The sequence below is a fragment of the Curtobacterium sp. MCBA15_016 genome, from assembly GCF_001865105.1.
Classification (GTDB): Bacteria; Actinomycetota; Actinomycetes; order Actinomycetales; family Microbacteriaceae; genus Curtobacterium.
This window is the reverse complement of the sequence record NZ_MJGR01000021.1, coordinates 23,570-37,263: the sequence shown is the minus strand read 5'-3', so window position 1 is coordinate 37,263 and position 13,694 is coordinate 23,570. Positions and strand designations below refer to the sequence as shown.

Here is a 13,694-nt window from a genome sequence, read left to right as displayed (position 1 = left end):
CCTCCCTGTCCGAGCTCGACCAGAACGCCGAAGGAGCCGTAGTGGCCGTCGCCGAATTCCCCCTGCCCGACGTGGGTGAAGGCCTCACCGAGGCCGAGATCGTGCAGTGGCGCGTCGCGATCGGTGACGAGATCACCGTCGACCAGGTCCTCGTCGAGATCGAGACGGCGAAGTCCCTCGTCGAGCTCCCGTCGCCGTTCTCCGGCACCGTCACCGGCCTGCTCGTCTCCGAGGGCGACACCGTCGAGGTCGGCAAGCCGATCATCCGCGTGGAGTCCGACGCGCAGGTCGCGTCCGGTGCGCCGGTCGCCGGCCCAGGAGGCGCGGCACACGTCGACCAGAGCGTCCCGACCTCGCCGGACGTCACCGCCACCCCGCCGGCACCGGCCGCTCCCGCCGCCCCGGTCACGCAGACCCCCGCCGCACCCGCGCCGGTGAGCGCGCCGACCCCGCCGATGGCCGCCGCGGCGCCCGCCGCCGCTCCCGCGCAGCCCGCAGCCGCGCCTGCCCAGCCGGTCGCCGTCGACGCCTCCGTCGTCGGCACGGACGAGTCCTCCGGCGCCGTCCTCGTCGGCTACGGCTCCGCGACCTCGTCGCCGTCCCGCCGGAAGCCGGGCGCCCGCCGGGCCGCAGCGCTCGCGGCCGAGGCGAGCCGCGCCTCCAGTGCCGACGCCGCTGCAGCGGCCGAAGCCGCCACCGACCCCGGCGAGGAGACCACCGCCGAGGCGATCTCCGCCCTCGGGTCCGGCTCCGCGCGCAAGCACGGTGTGGCGACGAACGTCCTCGCGAAGCCCCCGATCCGGAAGCTCGCGAAGGACCTCGGCGTCGAGCTGAGCGAGATCGTCGCGACCGGCCTCGCGGGCGAGGTCACCCGCGACGACGTCATCCGGCACGCGAAGCAGGCCAGCGTCTTCCGCAACATCGAGACCCCCGAGTGGGGCGACGTCCGCAGCGAGACGATCCCGGTCAAGGGCGTCCGCAAGGCCATCGCGACCGCGATGACCACGTCGGCGTTCACCGCACCGCACGTCTCGCTGTTCGTCGACGTCGACGCCACCCGCACGATGGAGTTCGTCAAGCGGCTGAAGTCCTCGCCGACGTTCGCGGGCGTGAAGGTGTCGCCGCTGCTCCTCGTGGCGAAGGCCGTGATCTGGGCGGTCCGCCGCAACCGTTCGGTGAACTCCACCTGGACCGACCGCGAGATCATCGTCCACCACTTCGTGAACCTCGGCATCGCCGCGGCCACCCCGCGCGGCCTCATCGTGCCGAACATCAAGGACGCGCAGGACATGTCCCTGCTCGAGCTCGCCCAGGCCCTCGAGCAGCTCACCCTGACCGCCCGCGACGGCAAGACCACCCCGGCGCAGATGGCGAACGGCACGGTGTCGATCACGAACATCGGCGTGTTCGGCATGGACACCGGCACCCCGATCCTCAACCCGGGCGAGGTCGCGATCGTGGCGATGGGCACGATCAAGCCGAAGCCCTGGGTCGTCGACGGCGAGGTCCGGTCGCGCATGGTGACGACGATCGGCGCCTCGTTCGACCACCGGGTCGTCGACGGCGACGTGGCGTCGCGCTTCGTGCACGACGTGGCCTCGGTGCTCGAGGAGCCGGCGCTGCTGCTCGACTAGCCGTCACGCTCCTCGGCAGCGCGCAACAGGCCCGCTCGGAACATCCGCACGGCCAGGACCGCGTCGAGCGCGAGCGCGTCGTGGTCGCGTTGGTCGCCCGCGGCGATCGAAGCGCTCGCGAACACGACCGCACCGATGCTGGCCGCTGTCTCGAACGAGGCGCATGCTCCCAACACGGCGCCGAACCGATCGCGGTCGACACCAGCGTCGAGGACCGCCGTGACGGCGTTCGCAGCGCGGTCGGCGTCCATCCTCGCGGCGTTCACCAGCACCCACGCGAAGTCGTACAGGTCCTTCTCCGCGCCCCGCCAGTACGCGGCGGCACCTTTCGCCGACAGGTAGCCCCCGATGTCGGTCATCCGTACCGGGTGACCGTGCACGACGGCATCGTGCGCGTCTCGGAGTGCGGGCCCGGGTCCGCGGAGGTTCTTCGCGCCGAGGACGGATGCACCCGGCAGAGCGATCTCACGGTCGAGGTTGTCGGCGACGTCGGCGAGGAACTCCACGAGCACGGGGTGACCGCGGACCTCGGCGACCCATCGCCACCCGACGTTCGGTGACGCGGGGACGAAGCCGGCAGCGACGAGCGCACGCTCCAGCCAGCCGTAGTCGTGCTCGTCCCGGTCGTACTCCAACCCGAGGTCGAGCAGGAGATCGACGTCGTTGGTTCCCTGGTGCGGATCCGTGGTCTCGACGAGGTACTCGGGAACGAGGCCGCCGATGAGGACCAGTTCGGTCGATCTGGGACCGGCTGCCCGGAGGAGTGCGGCGAGCGCCTCCTCAGCGAGCGCCCGCGCGGCGTGGTCTCGCGACGCGTCGGCGCTCACGGCAACTTCCCCAGTGCGGAGTCGCGGATGATGTCCGCAGCTTCCCGCTCCCGCTCCGACCCGGTCAGGAGATCGGCGTAGATGCGGGCCGGGGAGGCGATCCGGACGTCCGCAGCGACCCGCGTCGTGTTCGCGATCGCGCGCGGTGCCACCGCGACCCGGACCTGCCCCGTCGGAGCAGGCAGCATGCCCGCCCGCTCGCCGAGGTCGCGGATGTGGTCGTCGTCCGCATCGACCACGTACGCGCTCACGCTCCTCGCCCCGGTGAGGAACGGACGGAGACGCTCGCTGCCCGAAGCGCCGGTGAGGACGAGGTCCGTCCCGAACGTCGTGAGCAAGACCCGCTCGACCCTCGCGGGGTCGCGGTCGAGGGTGTGGAAGGAGATCCAGTTCCGTGGCTGTCGGCGACTCCACTCCGACCAGGAGTCGAGCATGCCCGACCCGTCGACGAGCGCACGACTCCTCGGTTCCGGTCCGGGTCCGGTCCATCCGTTCTGGTCGAAACCGCTCAGGGCGTTCGAGACCGAACCGAGCGATCGGTCTGAGAGCGTCGCGAGACTCTCCACCTCGGGGACCCGTGTCCGTCCGTCGCCCCACCGACTGCCGTCTGCCACGATCGCGAACAACGCCTCCGCGACGTCCGCCCGCGCAGCTGACCAGCGGAACCCGACCTCCTCGGCGACGAGCCCGGGGGCGGGAGCGCGCTCCACCCAGACGGTCCCGATGTGCAGGGACGCCGACCCGTCGAGTGCGACCCAGGACGCACCGACGGCGTCGATGACCCGTCGTGATCCTTCGGAGACGGACTGCGCGAAGACGACCTCGTGATGTGCGTCGACCCCTGCGTCTGCCGACGGGGACAGCGGCTCGTTCTCGAACGCCCGGGCGACGTCCCGTGGGAACCCTGCTCCGGCCCAGCGCAGCACGAGGGCCACCTCGGAGCCGTCGGGGAGCACCGCCACCGGAGCGACACCGTCACGCGAGATGATGTCGATCGACCCTGGAGGCAGTGCGCGCCGAAGGGCCTGCACGAGGGTCTTTTCAGTGATCGGCATGTTTTCACTGTACAGTGAAATAGACGTCTTGGCTGAAAATCCCTGCTTGCGGACTCCCGCATTCGTCGCGTGGTGTTCAGACGGATGTCGGTGGGCGGCGGGATGATCGAGGCATGGTCCACCAGCTCCTGATGCCCTCGCAGGAGATCCGAACGGATCGCCTCCTGCTCACCCCGCTGTCGCCGGCGGACATCGACGACGTGCACGCGGTCTTCTCCGACGCCCGGACGTGGACCCACCTCCCCGCGGGACGGCACGCGGTGCGGGCCTCGACGGTCGACCTCGTCCAGCGCAAGATCGGCGGTCGGGCACGACACGGGCTCGGTTCGTGGGCCGTCCGCGCCGCGGCCGACCACGCGTTCGTCGGCGTCGGCGGCGTGGACATGACCGCGGCCGGGGTGTGGAACCTCGGCTACCGGTTGGCACCGGCGGCGTGGGGCAACGGCTACGCGACGGAGATCGCGCTCGCTGCGGTGGCTGCCGCGGCGGACGTCGCTCCCGACGTCGCGGTCACCGGGCGGGTGCTGACGAACAACCCAGCCTCGGCGGCCGTGCTCGACCGCGCGGGGCTGCAGCTGGTGTGGCAGGGCTCGACGTCGTCGACGCTGCCGGACGGTGTCGAGCGGCAGGTCTGGGCGGACCGGGCGCTGTCGCGGACGCAGCGGGCCTGGCTCGTCGCGAACGCCTGACCCGCACCGGCCCCGTCACCGGTCGGGGCCGAACAGCGAGAGCGTCGTCGTCGCTCGTGCCTCCACCTCGGCCGCATGCGTCGCGATGACCACCGCGGCGCCCGAAGCCGCGAACTCGTCGAGCAGGTCGAGCACCATCGACGCGTTCGTCCCGTCGAGCGCACTCGTCGGTTCGTCGGCCAGGATCACGTCCGGCTGCTTGACCAGCAGGCGTGCAAGGGCCACGCGCTGCTGTTCGCCGCCGCTGAGTTCGTGCGCACGATCCGTCGCCCGCCCAGCGAGTCCGACCCGTTCCAACGCCGCTGCGGTCCGGACCGGTGTGCCACGGTGCTCGCGGGCCGGCACCCGTGCGATGTCGATGTTGGCCTGGACGGTCATGTCGGGTACCAGCCCGAAGTCCTGGAAGAGGTACCCCAGATGTCGTCGGCGGACGAGCCGTGCGCTCCGACCACCACCGCCGACCGTGACGCCGTCGATCCGGATCGATCCGGCATCGAACGTGTCGATGTGGCCGATGCAGTCGAGGAGCGTCGACTTGCCGGAGCCGCTCGGTCCCACCAGGGCCACGATCTCACCACGACCGACGTCGAACGTCAGATCCTGCCAGAGCACACGTCGCCCGCGGCGCTTGCTGGCACTGCGTACTTCGATCATCAGGATCCGTTCCCTCGTGTTCGTGCAACGGTCTTCGCTGTCGTCGCGATCGCCGTGGCGCTGACCGTGCCGACCAGCACGAGCATCCCGGCCGCGAAGGCGACGGCGACCCCCGCAGTCTGCGCGACCGGGTCGAGTGCGGATCGCATACCGGCCCCGTCCGGGTGGAGGTCCCACCAGGTGTTGATCGCGGCCACGGTGGCGACAGTGACGAGCACGACCTCGATCACCAAGAGGCTGGCGTTCGCCCGCAAGAAGGACGTTCCTGCCGCGATCCTCGCGAAGTGCGCGCGGCCGTACCGCCGTCGGTGTGCGGCCGCACCGAGTCCGGCGAGCACCGCACTGACGATGACGGCGCTCACCACGCCGGCGACCCCGATCCCGACCGTGCGCGCTGCCTGCCGAGCTGCTTCCGCGGCCACCTGGCCCACGTCGACGACAGCACTGAACTCGCGGCCGACGTCAGACGTCCGGATCGCGCGCTCCGCAGCCGAGCGCGACCCGAACACGACATCCCCGCTCGACAACCACGAGCCGAGTTGGTCTGCGGAGAAGGCTGCAGCGGGATCCGGTACGACGACCAGGACCGCGTCGTCGAGCCACGTGCGCGACGTGGAATCGCCGGGGTAGGAGTACACCTCTTGTGCTGCGAGCCGGCCGACGGTGATGTGTGCGCGCGTGGCAGCGGGAGCGTCCCGGAGTTCCCACCCGGAGAGCGCCTGCACGAGTCGGCCGGCACCGATGGTGCTGTGCGCGGGGAGCCAGACGGAGACGCCCGGGGCATCAGCGGCGAGACGCGTGCCGTCCTCCGCGCGCACGTCCTGTCGGTCCAGGTAGCCAGCGTCGACGAACAGCGCGGGTGCGGTCGCCCCGCCCTGTCCGGTGGACACCTCGACCGGCGCCGCGAGCAGTGCGTCCCCGCGGTCGAGCGCCCGACCTGCGAACGCCCCGATCCGGTCCCAGTAGGGCTGCGTGTCCACCGGGCGTGGGTCTGGAGTGACCCAGAGTTGCATCGTCTCTCCTGCTGCTCGGAGGTCGCGTTCGGCGCTGCCCGATCGGACGACCGCGACGGCGCCGACGAGGTCGAATGATGCAGCGACCAGGACGAGGAGCGCCGGGAGCCGTGCGGCATGCACGACGACCAGGAGCGCCCCGGCGGGCCGGGCACCCCGGAGCGCATCGACCATCGGCACCCGACAGGCTCCGATCGTGCCGAGCGCGTGGGCGACCGCGACCGGAGCGAGGAGTGCTCCGCAGAGGATGACGAACGCCGTACCGAACGTCGTCACGTCCGCCAGCCCGTTGTGCATCCAGAGCCAGATCGCCGCGCAGGGGGCAGCGATCACGATGGCGAGCACGGACGTCCGGGCTTCCGCGAGCTCTGAGCGCACGATCGACGCCGTGCTGCGACCGTGCAACCTCCGGACTGCGCTCCGACGGAGAGACCCGCTGGTCCCCATCACGCACAGCGTCGAGCACCCGAGCGTCAGGGTGACGATGAGTCCGGCTGTCCGATCGACACCGTCGACGACCCCGACCCGCTGGAGCAGGGGGACCCGTTCGGACGTCACCGCGTAGCCGACCTCGGTGAGCGCTTGCACGGCCGCTCGTCGAGCTCGGTCGTCGCCGAAGACGTCGTAGGTCCCGGTCGGGTCGAACTGGTCGAGGTCCTGCATCGGCCGCACGTGCGTGGTCATCGACCTCGAGAAGTCCGCGTAGCCGTCCTGGAGCCACCGTTCACCGCGACTCGCCGGAGCATCGGTGACGAGCGCCACGCGTCGTGTGGTGGGTGCCGCCCGGTCTGCCACGACGCGGACGATGGTCGCGTCCGCAACGCGTGCCACGCGGTCGAGTGCCGCAGCGACACGCTGGTTCGAGCCGGTCTCGGGACCGGCGGTGGCGGTGACCGTCGACGACGCGCCGATGAGTCCTGCTTCGCCGACCTGCGTCACCCCGATGAACGCCAGGACCAGAGCGAGGACCGGCGGGACGACGTAGGCGAGCGTCACCGATCGGATCGTCATGCCGCACCTCCCGGGAACGGCACGATCAGCAGTTGTGGTAGTACGCCTTGTTCCCGCTGCTCGCCTTCGGCGTCTTCGCCATCGCGTACTTGCCGCCCGGGACGTTCGACACTCGTTTGGACTTCTTCCCGACAGCCGTCGCGCCGTGGCACCGCTTCTCGCGGAAGTAGTTCGACCACGTGTCGTCCTTGCCGACACCCCACTGCCAGAAGCTCCCGCCCCCGCCGTCGTTCCGGGTGCCGACACCCGTGGTCGCTCCGGTCGAACCGTCTCCGGAGTCGGCGATGCTCACCCCGCCGGCCACGGGCCCCGATCCCATGACCTCGAACGGCGTGGCCGACGCCGTCGAGGCGGTCCCGGTGACCAGGCCGATCGACAGCCCGAGGCCGACGAGGATCGTCGTCTTCGTGTTCTGCATCATTCCCCTTGTCTCTGCCCCTCCATGGAGCAGGCCACATCGTGACAGCGACCGAACGGCAATGTCAAACACGCAACATGTCAATATTCGCGACGACGATCACCCGAGCCGTCGTCCCCGGTCGCGAGTGCAGCAGCACCCACGCAGAGCAGCAGGAGCACGGCGGCGACCGGCGCCACGGCGACCGGCCCCACCGTCAGCAACAGCACCGCCACGAGGGCGACCACCGCCAGCACGACGGGCCTCACCCGAGGGCCCCGAACAGGGTGTCGGCCTCGTGCGGCAGCTCCGTGCGCAGCGACCACTGCACGGTGTTCCAGTCGTGCCCGCTCCCCGGCGCGAACGCGACCACGGTGTCCGCGCCCGCCGTCCGGGCCGCACTGCCGAGTGCCCGGGCGTTCCGACTGAACTGGTGGTCGGCGGACCCGGCCGTGAGCCAGAGCGCGTGACCACCGAGCCCGTTCGCCCGCATCTGCGCGATCGGGGCGGCGGCCTTCCACCGGGCCACCGACCCACCGAACGCCTGGTCGGCGCTGTGCCGCGGGTTCTGGTCGATCGGCTGCAGTTCGCTGGAGATCGCCAGCGCGGCGCCGAACGACCCCGGGTGGGCGGTGACGAACTGCATCGCGCAGGTCGCCCCCTGCGAGAACCCGACGAGGCCCCAGGCGTGCCGGTCCGGCGTCGCGGGGAGGTGTGCTGCGATCCAGGCGGGCACGTCCTCGGTGACGTAGGTCGCGGACTTCCCGAGCGTCGAGTCGACGCACATCGGGTTCCGACCGGGAGCCGACAGCTGGTCGACGGACACGACGATCGGTGCCGATCCGTGGTGCGCGGCCGCGTAGGCGTCGAGCACGGTCCCCATCTGCCCGGCGGTGAACAGGTCGCTCGGCGCACCGGGCTGCCCGGCGAACGCGAGGACGACCGGCAGGCGTGCCGGGTCCCGGACGAGCGCGGCCGGCGGCAGGTAGACGACGGCGGGGCGGGCCGGGAAGCCGGAGCGGGTCCCGGGGATGTCCACCGTCCGGACCTCGCCGTGCGCCGGGAGCGCCGCTGCCGGAGCCGCGTGCAGGTCGAGCGCCGGGTACGGGTCGCTCTGCACCACGGTGCCGAGGGTCGGGTACTTGGCGAACTCGACGTTCACCCCGAGTGCGGGGACGAGCAGCGCCGCCGGGACGAGCACGGCGGCGAGCACCCGGCGTCCGCGACCGCCCTGCACGATGCCGGTGACCGCCAGGGCGAGTGCGGCGGTGGCGATCGCGACCCACATCCGCGTGACCGGACTCAGGGCGACGCCGAACAGGTTCAGGACGTCGCTCAGGACCCAGCAGACGAGGAGCACGGCGACGGCGGCCCCGACGGCGACCACGGCGCGCAGCCGGACGGCACGCCAGGCGGACCCGGACCGGGTGTGCCGGAGACCGGGAATCAGCACCGCGACGGCGAGCACCGCGAACGCGATGTCCACCGGGACGAGCTTCGACGGCGCCTGCAGCTGGGTGGCGAGCAGCCACTCGGTCGGACTCACGAGCGCGCCGCACCCGCGGCACGGGCCTCGGCCACCGCTCGGGCGTCCGCCGCCGCACGGTGCGCCTGCCGGAGCGCCCACAGGTGCTTCGGGCGCAGGCCCGGCACGTACGCCGACGCCAGGGCCCGGGCGACCCGCGGCACGTGCAACGGCGTCGGGACGACCAACCAGAGGGGCTCGTGCCGCGCGCCGAACTTCTCCTTGAAGCGTTGCAGCGACCGGAACCCGTACACCGGCTCGAGCACGCGGGCGAGGAGCACCGACCCACGGACGACCAGCGACCGGGCCCCGGCGTGGGCGGCCAGCGGCGTGCCGGAGAGGCTGATCGTGGTGAGGCCGGCCTCGCGGGCACGGAGCGCCGTCCGGGCGATGAGGAACTCCATCACCCCGGGCATCCCGTCGTCGCCGCGGCGCATGACGTCGAGCGTGTAGCCGGTCAGCGCTCCCCGCTCGTGGACGGGCAGCCAGCTCGTGACCGCGGTGACGTGCCCGTCGGCGTCGACGGCGAGCATGAGCCGGACGTCCGGGTCGTCGAGCTCGCGGAACCCGCCGAGCGTGAAGCCCATCTCCGGCAGGCGCCGATCGGCGGCCCACCGCGTGCAGATCGCCTCGACCTCGGCACGACGGCCGGCGTCGAGCGCGTCGAGGGTGGTCCACTCGTCGCGGACACCCTCGCGGTCGGCCCGGTTCGACGCGGTCCGGAGGTCCTGCCGCTTCTTGCCGCGCAGGTCGAACGTCGTCACGTCGAGCACGCACTCGACCCCCACCGGCAGCGCGGTCCACCCCTCGGCACCGAGGATCGCGCGGACGGGTTCGTGGACGCTCGTGAACGCGGGCACCCAGCCGTTGCGCTCGCAGAACGCAGTGAAGCCGGCGAGGACCTCGGCGCGGTCGGCGGTGGCGCACGCCGGGTCCGAGACGGCGAGGGCGACCTCGCCGCGCACCCGGTAGGCCACGGCGCCGCGTCCGTCCGGGTGGGTCCAGGTCGCGTTCCCGCGCCAGGTGCCCATGTGCCCGAGGGTCCCGGCGTCGCCGTCGCGGAGCATCTCGACGAGGTCGTCACGGCGTGCACCGGCGGCCCGGAACCGCGCCCGGACGAGCCGCGGTCGGAGGAGGAGCACGGCGAGCAGCACGGCGGCTGGCACGATCCACGCGCCGAGCAGGGTGACCTGCCACTCGATCGCGTCGAGTCCGAGCCCCTGCCACTGCACCGCGTCGTCCTTGACCGGCTCGATGAGGAAGACGTCGGCGAGCACGACCGTGAGCGTCAGGAGCACGCCGATCGCCAGCGCGATGCCCGTCCGGCGACCGCGGTGCACGAGCCAGGCGGCCAGGAGCAGCAGCACGCCGACGACGACCACGGAACGGTCCGGCATCGCGTCGGCGAACGGGGACAGCACGCCGTCCGGGTCCGGCACGATCGGGGTCACCAGGGTGCCGGCACCGAGCGCGATGAGGGCGCTCACCACGACCGTCCGTGCGGTGACGCGGGTGGTGCGGCTCTGGGGCCTGGAGGCGCGGCGCACGATCCACGCGCCGGCTGCGGTCCCGAGCAGGGTCGCCAGGGCGCGGGCCAGGTCCGACCCGTGGCCCGCGAAGAGCACGAGGGTCAGCACCACGGTCCAGAGGGCGGCGCGCGTCCGCCAGCGTCGCTGCGCGGGCATCGCCGCCGACGCGGCCCCGAGCAACGCGGCGGCGACGACGGAGGGGGCGAAGAGCGGCTGTCCGACGGCGAACTCGGCGTGTGCCTCGCCCAGCGCCGAACCGATCGTGACGGTGAGGAGGGTCGCGAGGACCCCGAGCAGCGGCGCGCCGACCCCGATCACGAGGGTCCGGATCGATCCGAGGGAACGCTCGGCGAGGACGGTCGTCAGGACCACCGCCACGAGGGCGAGACACGCGACGGGCGGGTGGTGCGGGAAGTCCGGCTCGGAGTGCGCCATCCGTGCGGTCACGACGAGCGCGACCGCGACCACCGCCACGGCGACGGAGACGGGGGATCGACGGAGTCGTCCGAGGAGCGCTGCTGGTGCCACGGTCCCATCCCAGCCGATCGCCCCCGCCGGGGCATCGCTCCACGGCGTGAACCGCGATGGCCGATCGGCCAGGACGGGCTGGCTCCGAGGATGACCGTCAGACCGCCCGAGCGGCCGGCACGTGCTCCACCGGCAGCCGCAGGTGCAGTGCGAACCCGTCGTCCGGCTGCGGGCCCGACTCCATGCTCCCGCCGAGGAGCGAGGCCCGCTCCCCGAGCCCGATCAGGCCGAGCCCGGACCCCGGCAGTTCGAGCCGTTCGGAACGCGCCGGGCCGTTCACGACGTCGACGAGGACGTGCTCGCCGTGGATCCGGCCGCTCACCCGGACGGTGGCGTCGGGGGCGTGCTTGCGGACGTTCGTCAGCCCCTCCTGCACGAACCGGTAGACCGCGCGCTGGAGTGGCTGGGCGAGGGTGTCCGGAAGGTCGACGGTCGTGCTCGTCTCGAGGCCGCTCTCGGCGATGAGCCGGGGGAGGTCGGTGAGCACCGGCTGGGGCGCGATCTCGCGGTCGGTGCCGCCGGAGGCGCGGAGCACCTGCACCATCTCGCGGAGCTCCTGCAGGGTGATCACGCACAGCTGCCGGATCGTCCGGGCGAACCCGCGCTCGGCCTCGTCGCGTCCGGCCATCTGCATCGCGCCGGCCTGCACCGCGATCAGGGTCACCTGGTGCGAGACGACGTCGTGCATCTCCCGCGCGAGCAGCGCCCGCTCGCGGGACAGGGCGACGGCCGCGGCCTGCCGGCGTTCGTCCTCGCGGGCACGGCGGGACTCGACGAGCTGGTCGGTCAGCCGCGCACGGGTCTGCACGAGCAGCCCGACGGCGAGCGGTCCGAGCGCGAAGATGAGCGCGTAGACGACGGAGACGACGATCTCGTCGAGGGTCTGCGGCGGCCCGACGAACCCGCTGAAGCCGACGAACTGCACCAGCGCGGCGAGGAGCATCAGCCACCGGCGGCTCGTGCGCTCCCCGAGGGTGAACAGCGCCACGCTCGCAGCCACCACCGCGGAACCGACGAACAACCCCGGCACCGTCAGGGCGAACGCGAGCACGGGGAAGCGACGACGGAGCAACAGGGCGGCGGCCGCGAGCAGCGACAACCACGTCTCGAGGGCGGTCGCCCCGGAGATGTCGAGCACGGCGTCCGCGACCGCGGCGGCGATGAACAGGGCGTCGACCAGCCACCACGGTGCACGGTGGGTGCGCGCCCACCGCAGGCCGACGTCGACGAGGCGGTCGAGCCTCCCGTCGGTCGCCGCGAGCACCCGCCGGACGCGCCCCGACCGCTGCGTGTCAGCCATCCAGGAGTCCCGCCTCGGCCGCGCGCAGCGCGAGCTGGACGCGCGTCGGGACGCCGAACGCGGCGAGCAGCGACCGGATGTCCTCCTTGACGGTCCCGGTGCTCACGCCGAGCCGTCGGCCGATGTCCGGGTTGCTCACGCCGTCCGCGACGAGCCGGAGCACCGCGTGCTCGCGCTCGCTGACGGACGGCGCGGGAGCTGCCGGACGTGCCGCGAACAGCCGGGTCCGGTCGACGCCCGGTGCCAGGACGACCCCGCCGCGGGCGAGGACCCGGACGTACTCGGCGAGGCCCTCGGGGTCGGTGTCCTTGAGCAGGAAGCCGGCGGCGCCGAGCTCCATCGCCCGGCCGACGTACTCGTCGGTGTCGAAGGTCGTGAGCATCGCGACCGCCGGTGGTTCGGGGAAGGCCTGCAGCTCGCGGAGGACCTCGAGGCCGTTCACCCGCGGCATCCGCACGTCGAGGAGCACGACGTCGGGCGCGTGCGACCGGATGACCTGCACGGCGTCCACGTCCCCGGTGGTGGCGACGACGTCGATGTCCGGTGCGGCGCCGAGGATCAGCTCGAAGCCGTAGCGGACGAGCGTCTCGTCGTCGACGATCACCACGGTTGTCACGCGCGTCATCTTGTCATGCACGTTGGCGTTCCGAGGGGGACTCGCTACTGTGGCAGGCACTGGTCATGTCCGCGCATGACCACCCGCACGACCAGCGACGGAGCACGAGGACCGCATGACGAGCCGGATCACCGAGGGTGCCGAACCGAAGCACCAGCAGCTGCGGCGCATCCTCCTCGAGCTCGCCACGGTCCGGCTCGCACCCGGGGCGGCGATCCCCTCGGAACGCCAGCTCATCGCCGAGTACGGGGTGTCCCGGATCACCGTGCGCGAGGCCCTCGGCCAGCTCGTGAACGAGGGCTACCTCGAACGCGTGCGCGGCAAGGGCACCTTCGTGGCGCACCGCCCCGTGCAGTCGACGCTGCACCTGGCGTCCTTCACCGAGGAGATGCGGGCGATGGGGCACGTGCCGACGACCGTCGTGCTCGTGCGCGAGGAGCGGGTCCCGCCGTCCGACACCGCCGCGGCCCTGCGGCTCGACCCCGACGTCGCGGCCTTCCACGTGAAGCGCCTGCGCATGGCCGACGGGGCACCGGTGTCGATCGACGACGCCTGGCTCGTCGCGGACGCGTTCCCCGGGTTGCTCGAACACGACCTGTCCGGGTCGGTCTACTCGATCATCGCGACCGAGTACGGCACGCCGATCGACCGCGCGCAGCAGACCGTCGCGGCGAACCCGGCGGCGGACGACGTGGCGACCCTGCTCGGCACGAAGACCGGGGCGCCGCTGCTGGAGTTCGACCGGGTGTCGTACGCGGGGGAGCGCCCCGTCGAACACACGCGGAGCTGGTACCGCTCGGACCGGTACCGGGTGCAGATGGAGGTCACGGCGACGGCGGCGCACGCGGTCGCGTAGAGCGCAGTTCTTCGCGCTGAGCGACACCTCACGGCTCGTCGCGGCCGTGAGGTGTCGCTC

The 13,694-nt window shown here is 72.4% G+C and carries 13 protein-coding genes; 3 read left to right on the top strand and 10 right to left on the bottom strand.

Translation table 11 applies throughout. The features are described from left to right. The first annotated feature begins 41 nt into the window (after positions 1-41). Complete coding sequence (locus tag BIV03_RS09740; protein WP_071295536.1) at positions 42-1,634, top strand: dihydrolipoamide acetyltransferase family protein; 1,593 nt, start codon at positions 42-44, stop codon at positions 1,632-1,634. Here the strand turns inward: BIV03_RS09740 and BIV03_RS19125 are convergent. Next, complete coding sequence (locus BIV03_RS19125; RefSeq protein ID WP_071295535.1) at positions 1,631-2,461, bottom strand: hypothetical protein; 831 nt, start codon at positions 2,459-2,461, stop codon at positions 1,631-1,633. The two genes, BIV03_RS09740 and BIV03_RS19125, sit on opposite strands and share 4 nt — an antisense overlap. Further along, a complete protein-coding gene (locus tag BIV03_RS09730; RefSeq protein WP_139201926.1) occupies positions 2,458-3,516 on the bottom strand; it encodes a type IV toxin-antitoxin system AbiEi family antitoxin in 1,059 nt (352 codons plus the stop codon). The genes BIV03_RS19125 and BIV03_RS09730 overlap by 4 nt, the downstream gene beginning before the upstream one ends. A gap of 113 nt (positions 3,517-3,629) precedes the next feature. On the opposite strand from BIV03_RS09730, the gene BIV03_RS09725 reads away from it, so the two are divergent. Then, positions 3,630-4,205, top strand: coding sequence for a GNAT family N-acetyltransferase (locus tag BIV03_RS09725; RefSeq protein ID WP_071295533.1), 576 nt, complete (start codon positions 3,630-3,632; stop codon positions 4,203-4,205). A gap of 15 nt (positions 4,206-4,220) precedes the next feature. Here the strand turns inward: BIV03_RS09725 and BIV03_RS09720 are convergent, their stop codons facing one another. From BIV03_RS09720 to BIV03_RS09690, 8 genes are all read right to left on the bottom strand, one after another. After that, positions 4,221-4,859, bottom strand: a complete 639-nt coding sequence (locus BIV03_RS09720) for an ABC transporter ATP-binding protein (protein ID WP_083403337.1) — start codon at positions 4,857-4,859, stop codon at positions 4,221-4,223. Further along, complete coding sequence (locus BIV03_RS09715; RefSeq protein WP_071295532.1) at positions 4,859-6,883, bottom strand: hypothetical protein; 2,025 nt, start codon at positions 6,881-6,883, stop codon at positions 4,859-4,861. The genes BIV03_RS09720 and BIV03_RS09715 overlap by 1 nt, the downstream gene beginning before the upstream one ends. Before the next feature lie 25 nt (positions 6,884-6,908). After that, a complete protein-coding gene (locus BIV03_RS09710; RefSeq protein ID WP_175475790.1) occupies positions 6,909-7,301 on the bottom strand; it encodes a lactococcin 972 family bacteriocin in 393 nt (130 codons plus the stop codon). Between the two features lie 80 nt (positions 7,302-7,381). Further along, the gene (locus BIV03_RS19590; RefSeq protein WP_175473749.1) at positions 7,382-7,549 is read right to left on the bottom strand and encodes a hypothetical protein; all 168 of its coding nucleotides are present in this window, start codon (positions 7,547-7,549) and stop codon (positions 7,382-7,384) included. Beyond that, complete coding sequence (locus BIV03_RS09705; protein WP_139199439.1) at positions 7,546-8,826, bottom strand: esterase family protein; 1,281 nt, start codon at positions 8,824-8,826, stop codon at positions 7,546-7,548. The genes BIV03_RS19590 and BIV03_RS09705 overlap by 4 nt, the downstream gene beginning before the upstream one ends. Next, a complete protein-coding gene (locus BIV03_RS09700) occupies positions 8,823-10,862 on the bottom strand; it encodes a bifunctional lysylphosphatidylglycerol flippase/synthetase MprF (protein WP_139201925.1) in 2,040 nt (679 codons plus the stop codon). Before BIV03_RS09700 ends, BIV03_RS09705 begins: the two co-directional genes overlap by 4 nt. A 97-nt stretch (positions 10,863-10,959) precedes the next feature. Beyond that, positions 10,960-12,162 (bottom strand): sensor histidine kinase, encoded by a 1,203-nt coding sequence (locus BIV03_RS09695; RefSeq protein WP_083403336.1) that lies wholly within the window; start codon positions 12,160-12,162, stop codon positions 10,960-10,962. Next, positions 12,155-12,778, bottom strand: coding sequence for a response regulator transcription factor (locus BIV03_RS09690; RefSeq protein ID WP_217637367.1), 624 nt, complete (start codon positions 12,776-12,778; stop codon positions 12,155-12,157). Before BIV03_RS09690 ends, BIV03_RS09695 begins: the two co-directional genes overlap by 8 nt. A gap of 115 nt (positions 12,779-12,893) precedes the next feature. Between BIV03_RS09690 and BIV03_RS09685 the strand changes: the two genes are divergently transcribed. Then, the gene (locus BIV03_RS09685) at positions 12,894-13,634 is read left to right on the top strand and encodes a GntR family transcriptional regulator (protein ID WP_070417150.1); all 741 of its coding nucleotides are present in this window, start codon (positions 12,894-12,896) and stop codon (positions 13,632-13,634) included. The last annotated feature ends 60 nt before the right edge of the window (positions 13,635-13,694 follow it).

What these genes read in the sequence shown, in the direction of transcription:
- BIV03_RS09715 (WP_071295532.1), bottom strand. Translation starts at nt 6,883, where the DNA reads ATGACGATCCGATCGGTGACGCTCGCCTACGTCGTCCCGCCGGTCCTC.
- BIV03_RS09730 (WP_139201926.1), bottom strand. Translation starts at nt 3,516, where the DNA reads ATGCCGATCACTGAAAAGACCCTCGTGCAGGCCCTTCGGCGCGCACTG.
- BIV03_RS09695 (WP_083403336.1), bottom strand. Translation starts at nt 12,162, where the DNA reads ATGGCTGACACGCAGCGGTCGGGGCGCGTCCGGCGGGTGCTCGCGGCG.
- BIV03_RS09710 (WP_175475790.1), bottom strand. Translation starts at nt 7,301, where the DNA reads ATGCAGAACACGAAGACGACGATCCTCGTCGGCCTCGGGCTGTCGATC.
- BIV03_RS09725 (WP_071295533.1), top strand. Translation starts at nt 3,630, where the DNA reads ATGGTCCACCAGCTCCTGATGCCCTCGCAGGAGATCCGAACGGATCGC.
- BIV03_RS09720 (WP_083403337.1), bottom strand. Translation starts at nt 4,859, where the DNA reads ATGATCGAAGTACGCAGTGCCAGCAAGCGCCGCGGGCGACGTGTGCTC.
- BIV03_RS09685 (WP_070417150.1), top strand. Translation starts at nt 12,894, where the DNA reads ATGACGAGCCGGATCACCGAGGGTGCCGAACCGAAGCACCAGCAGCTG.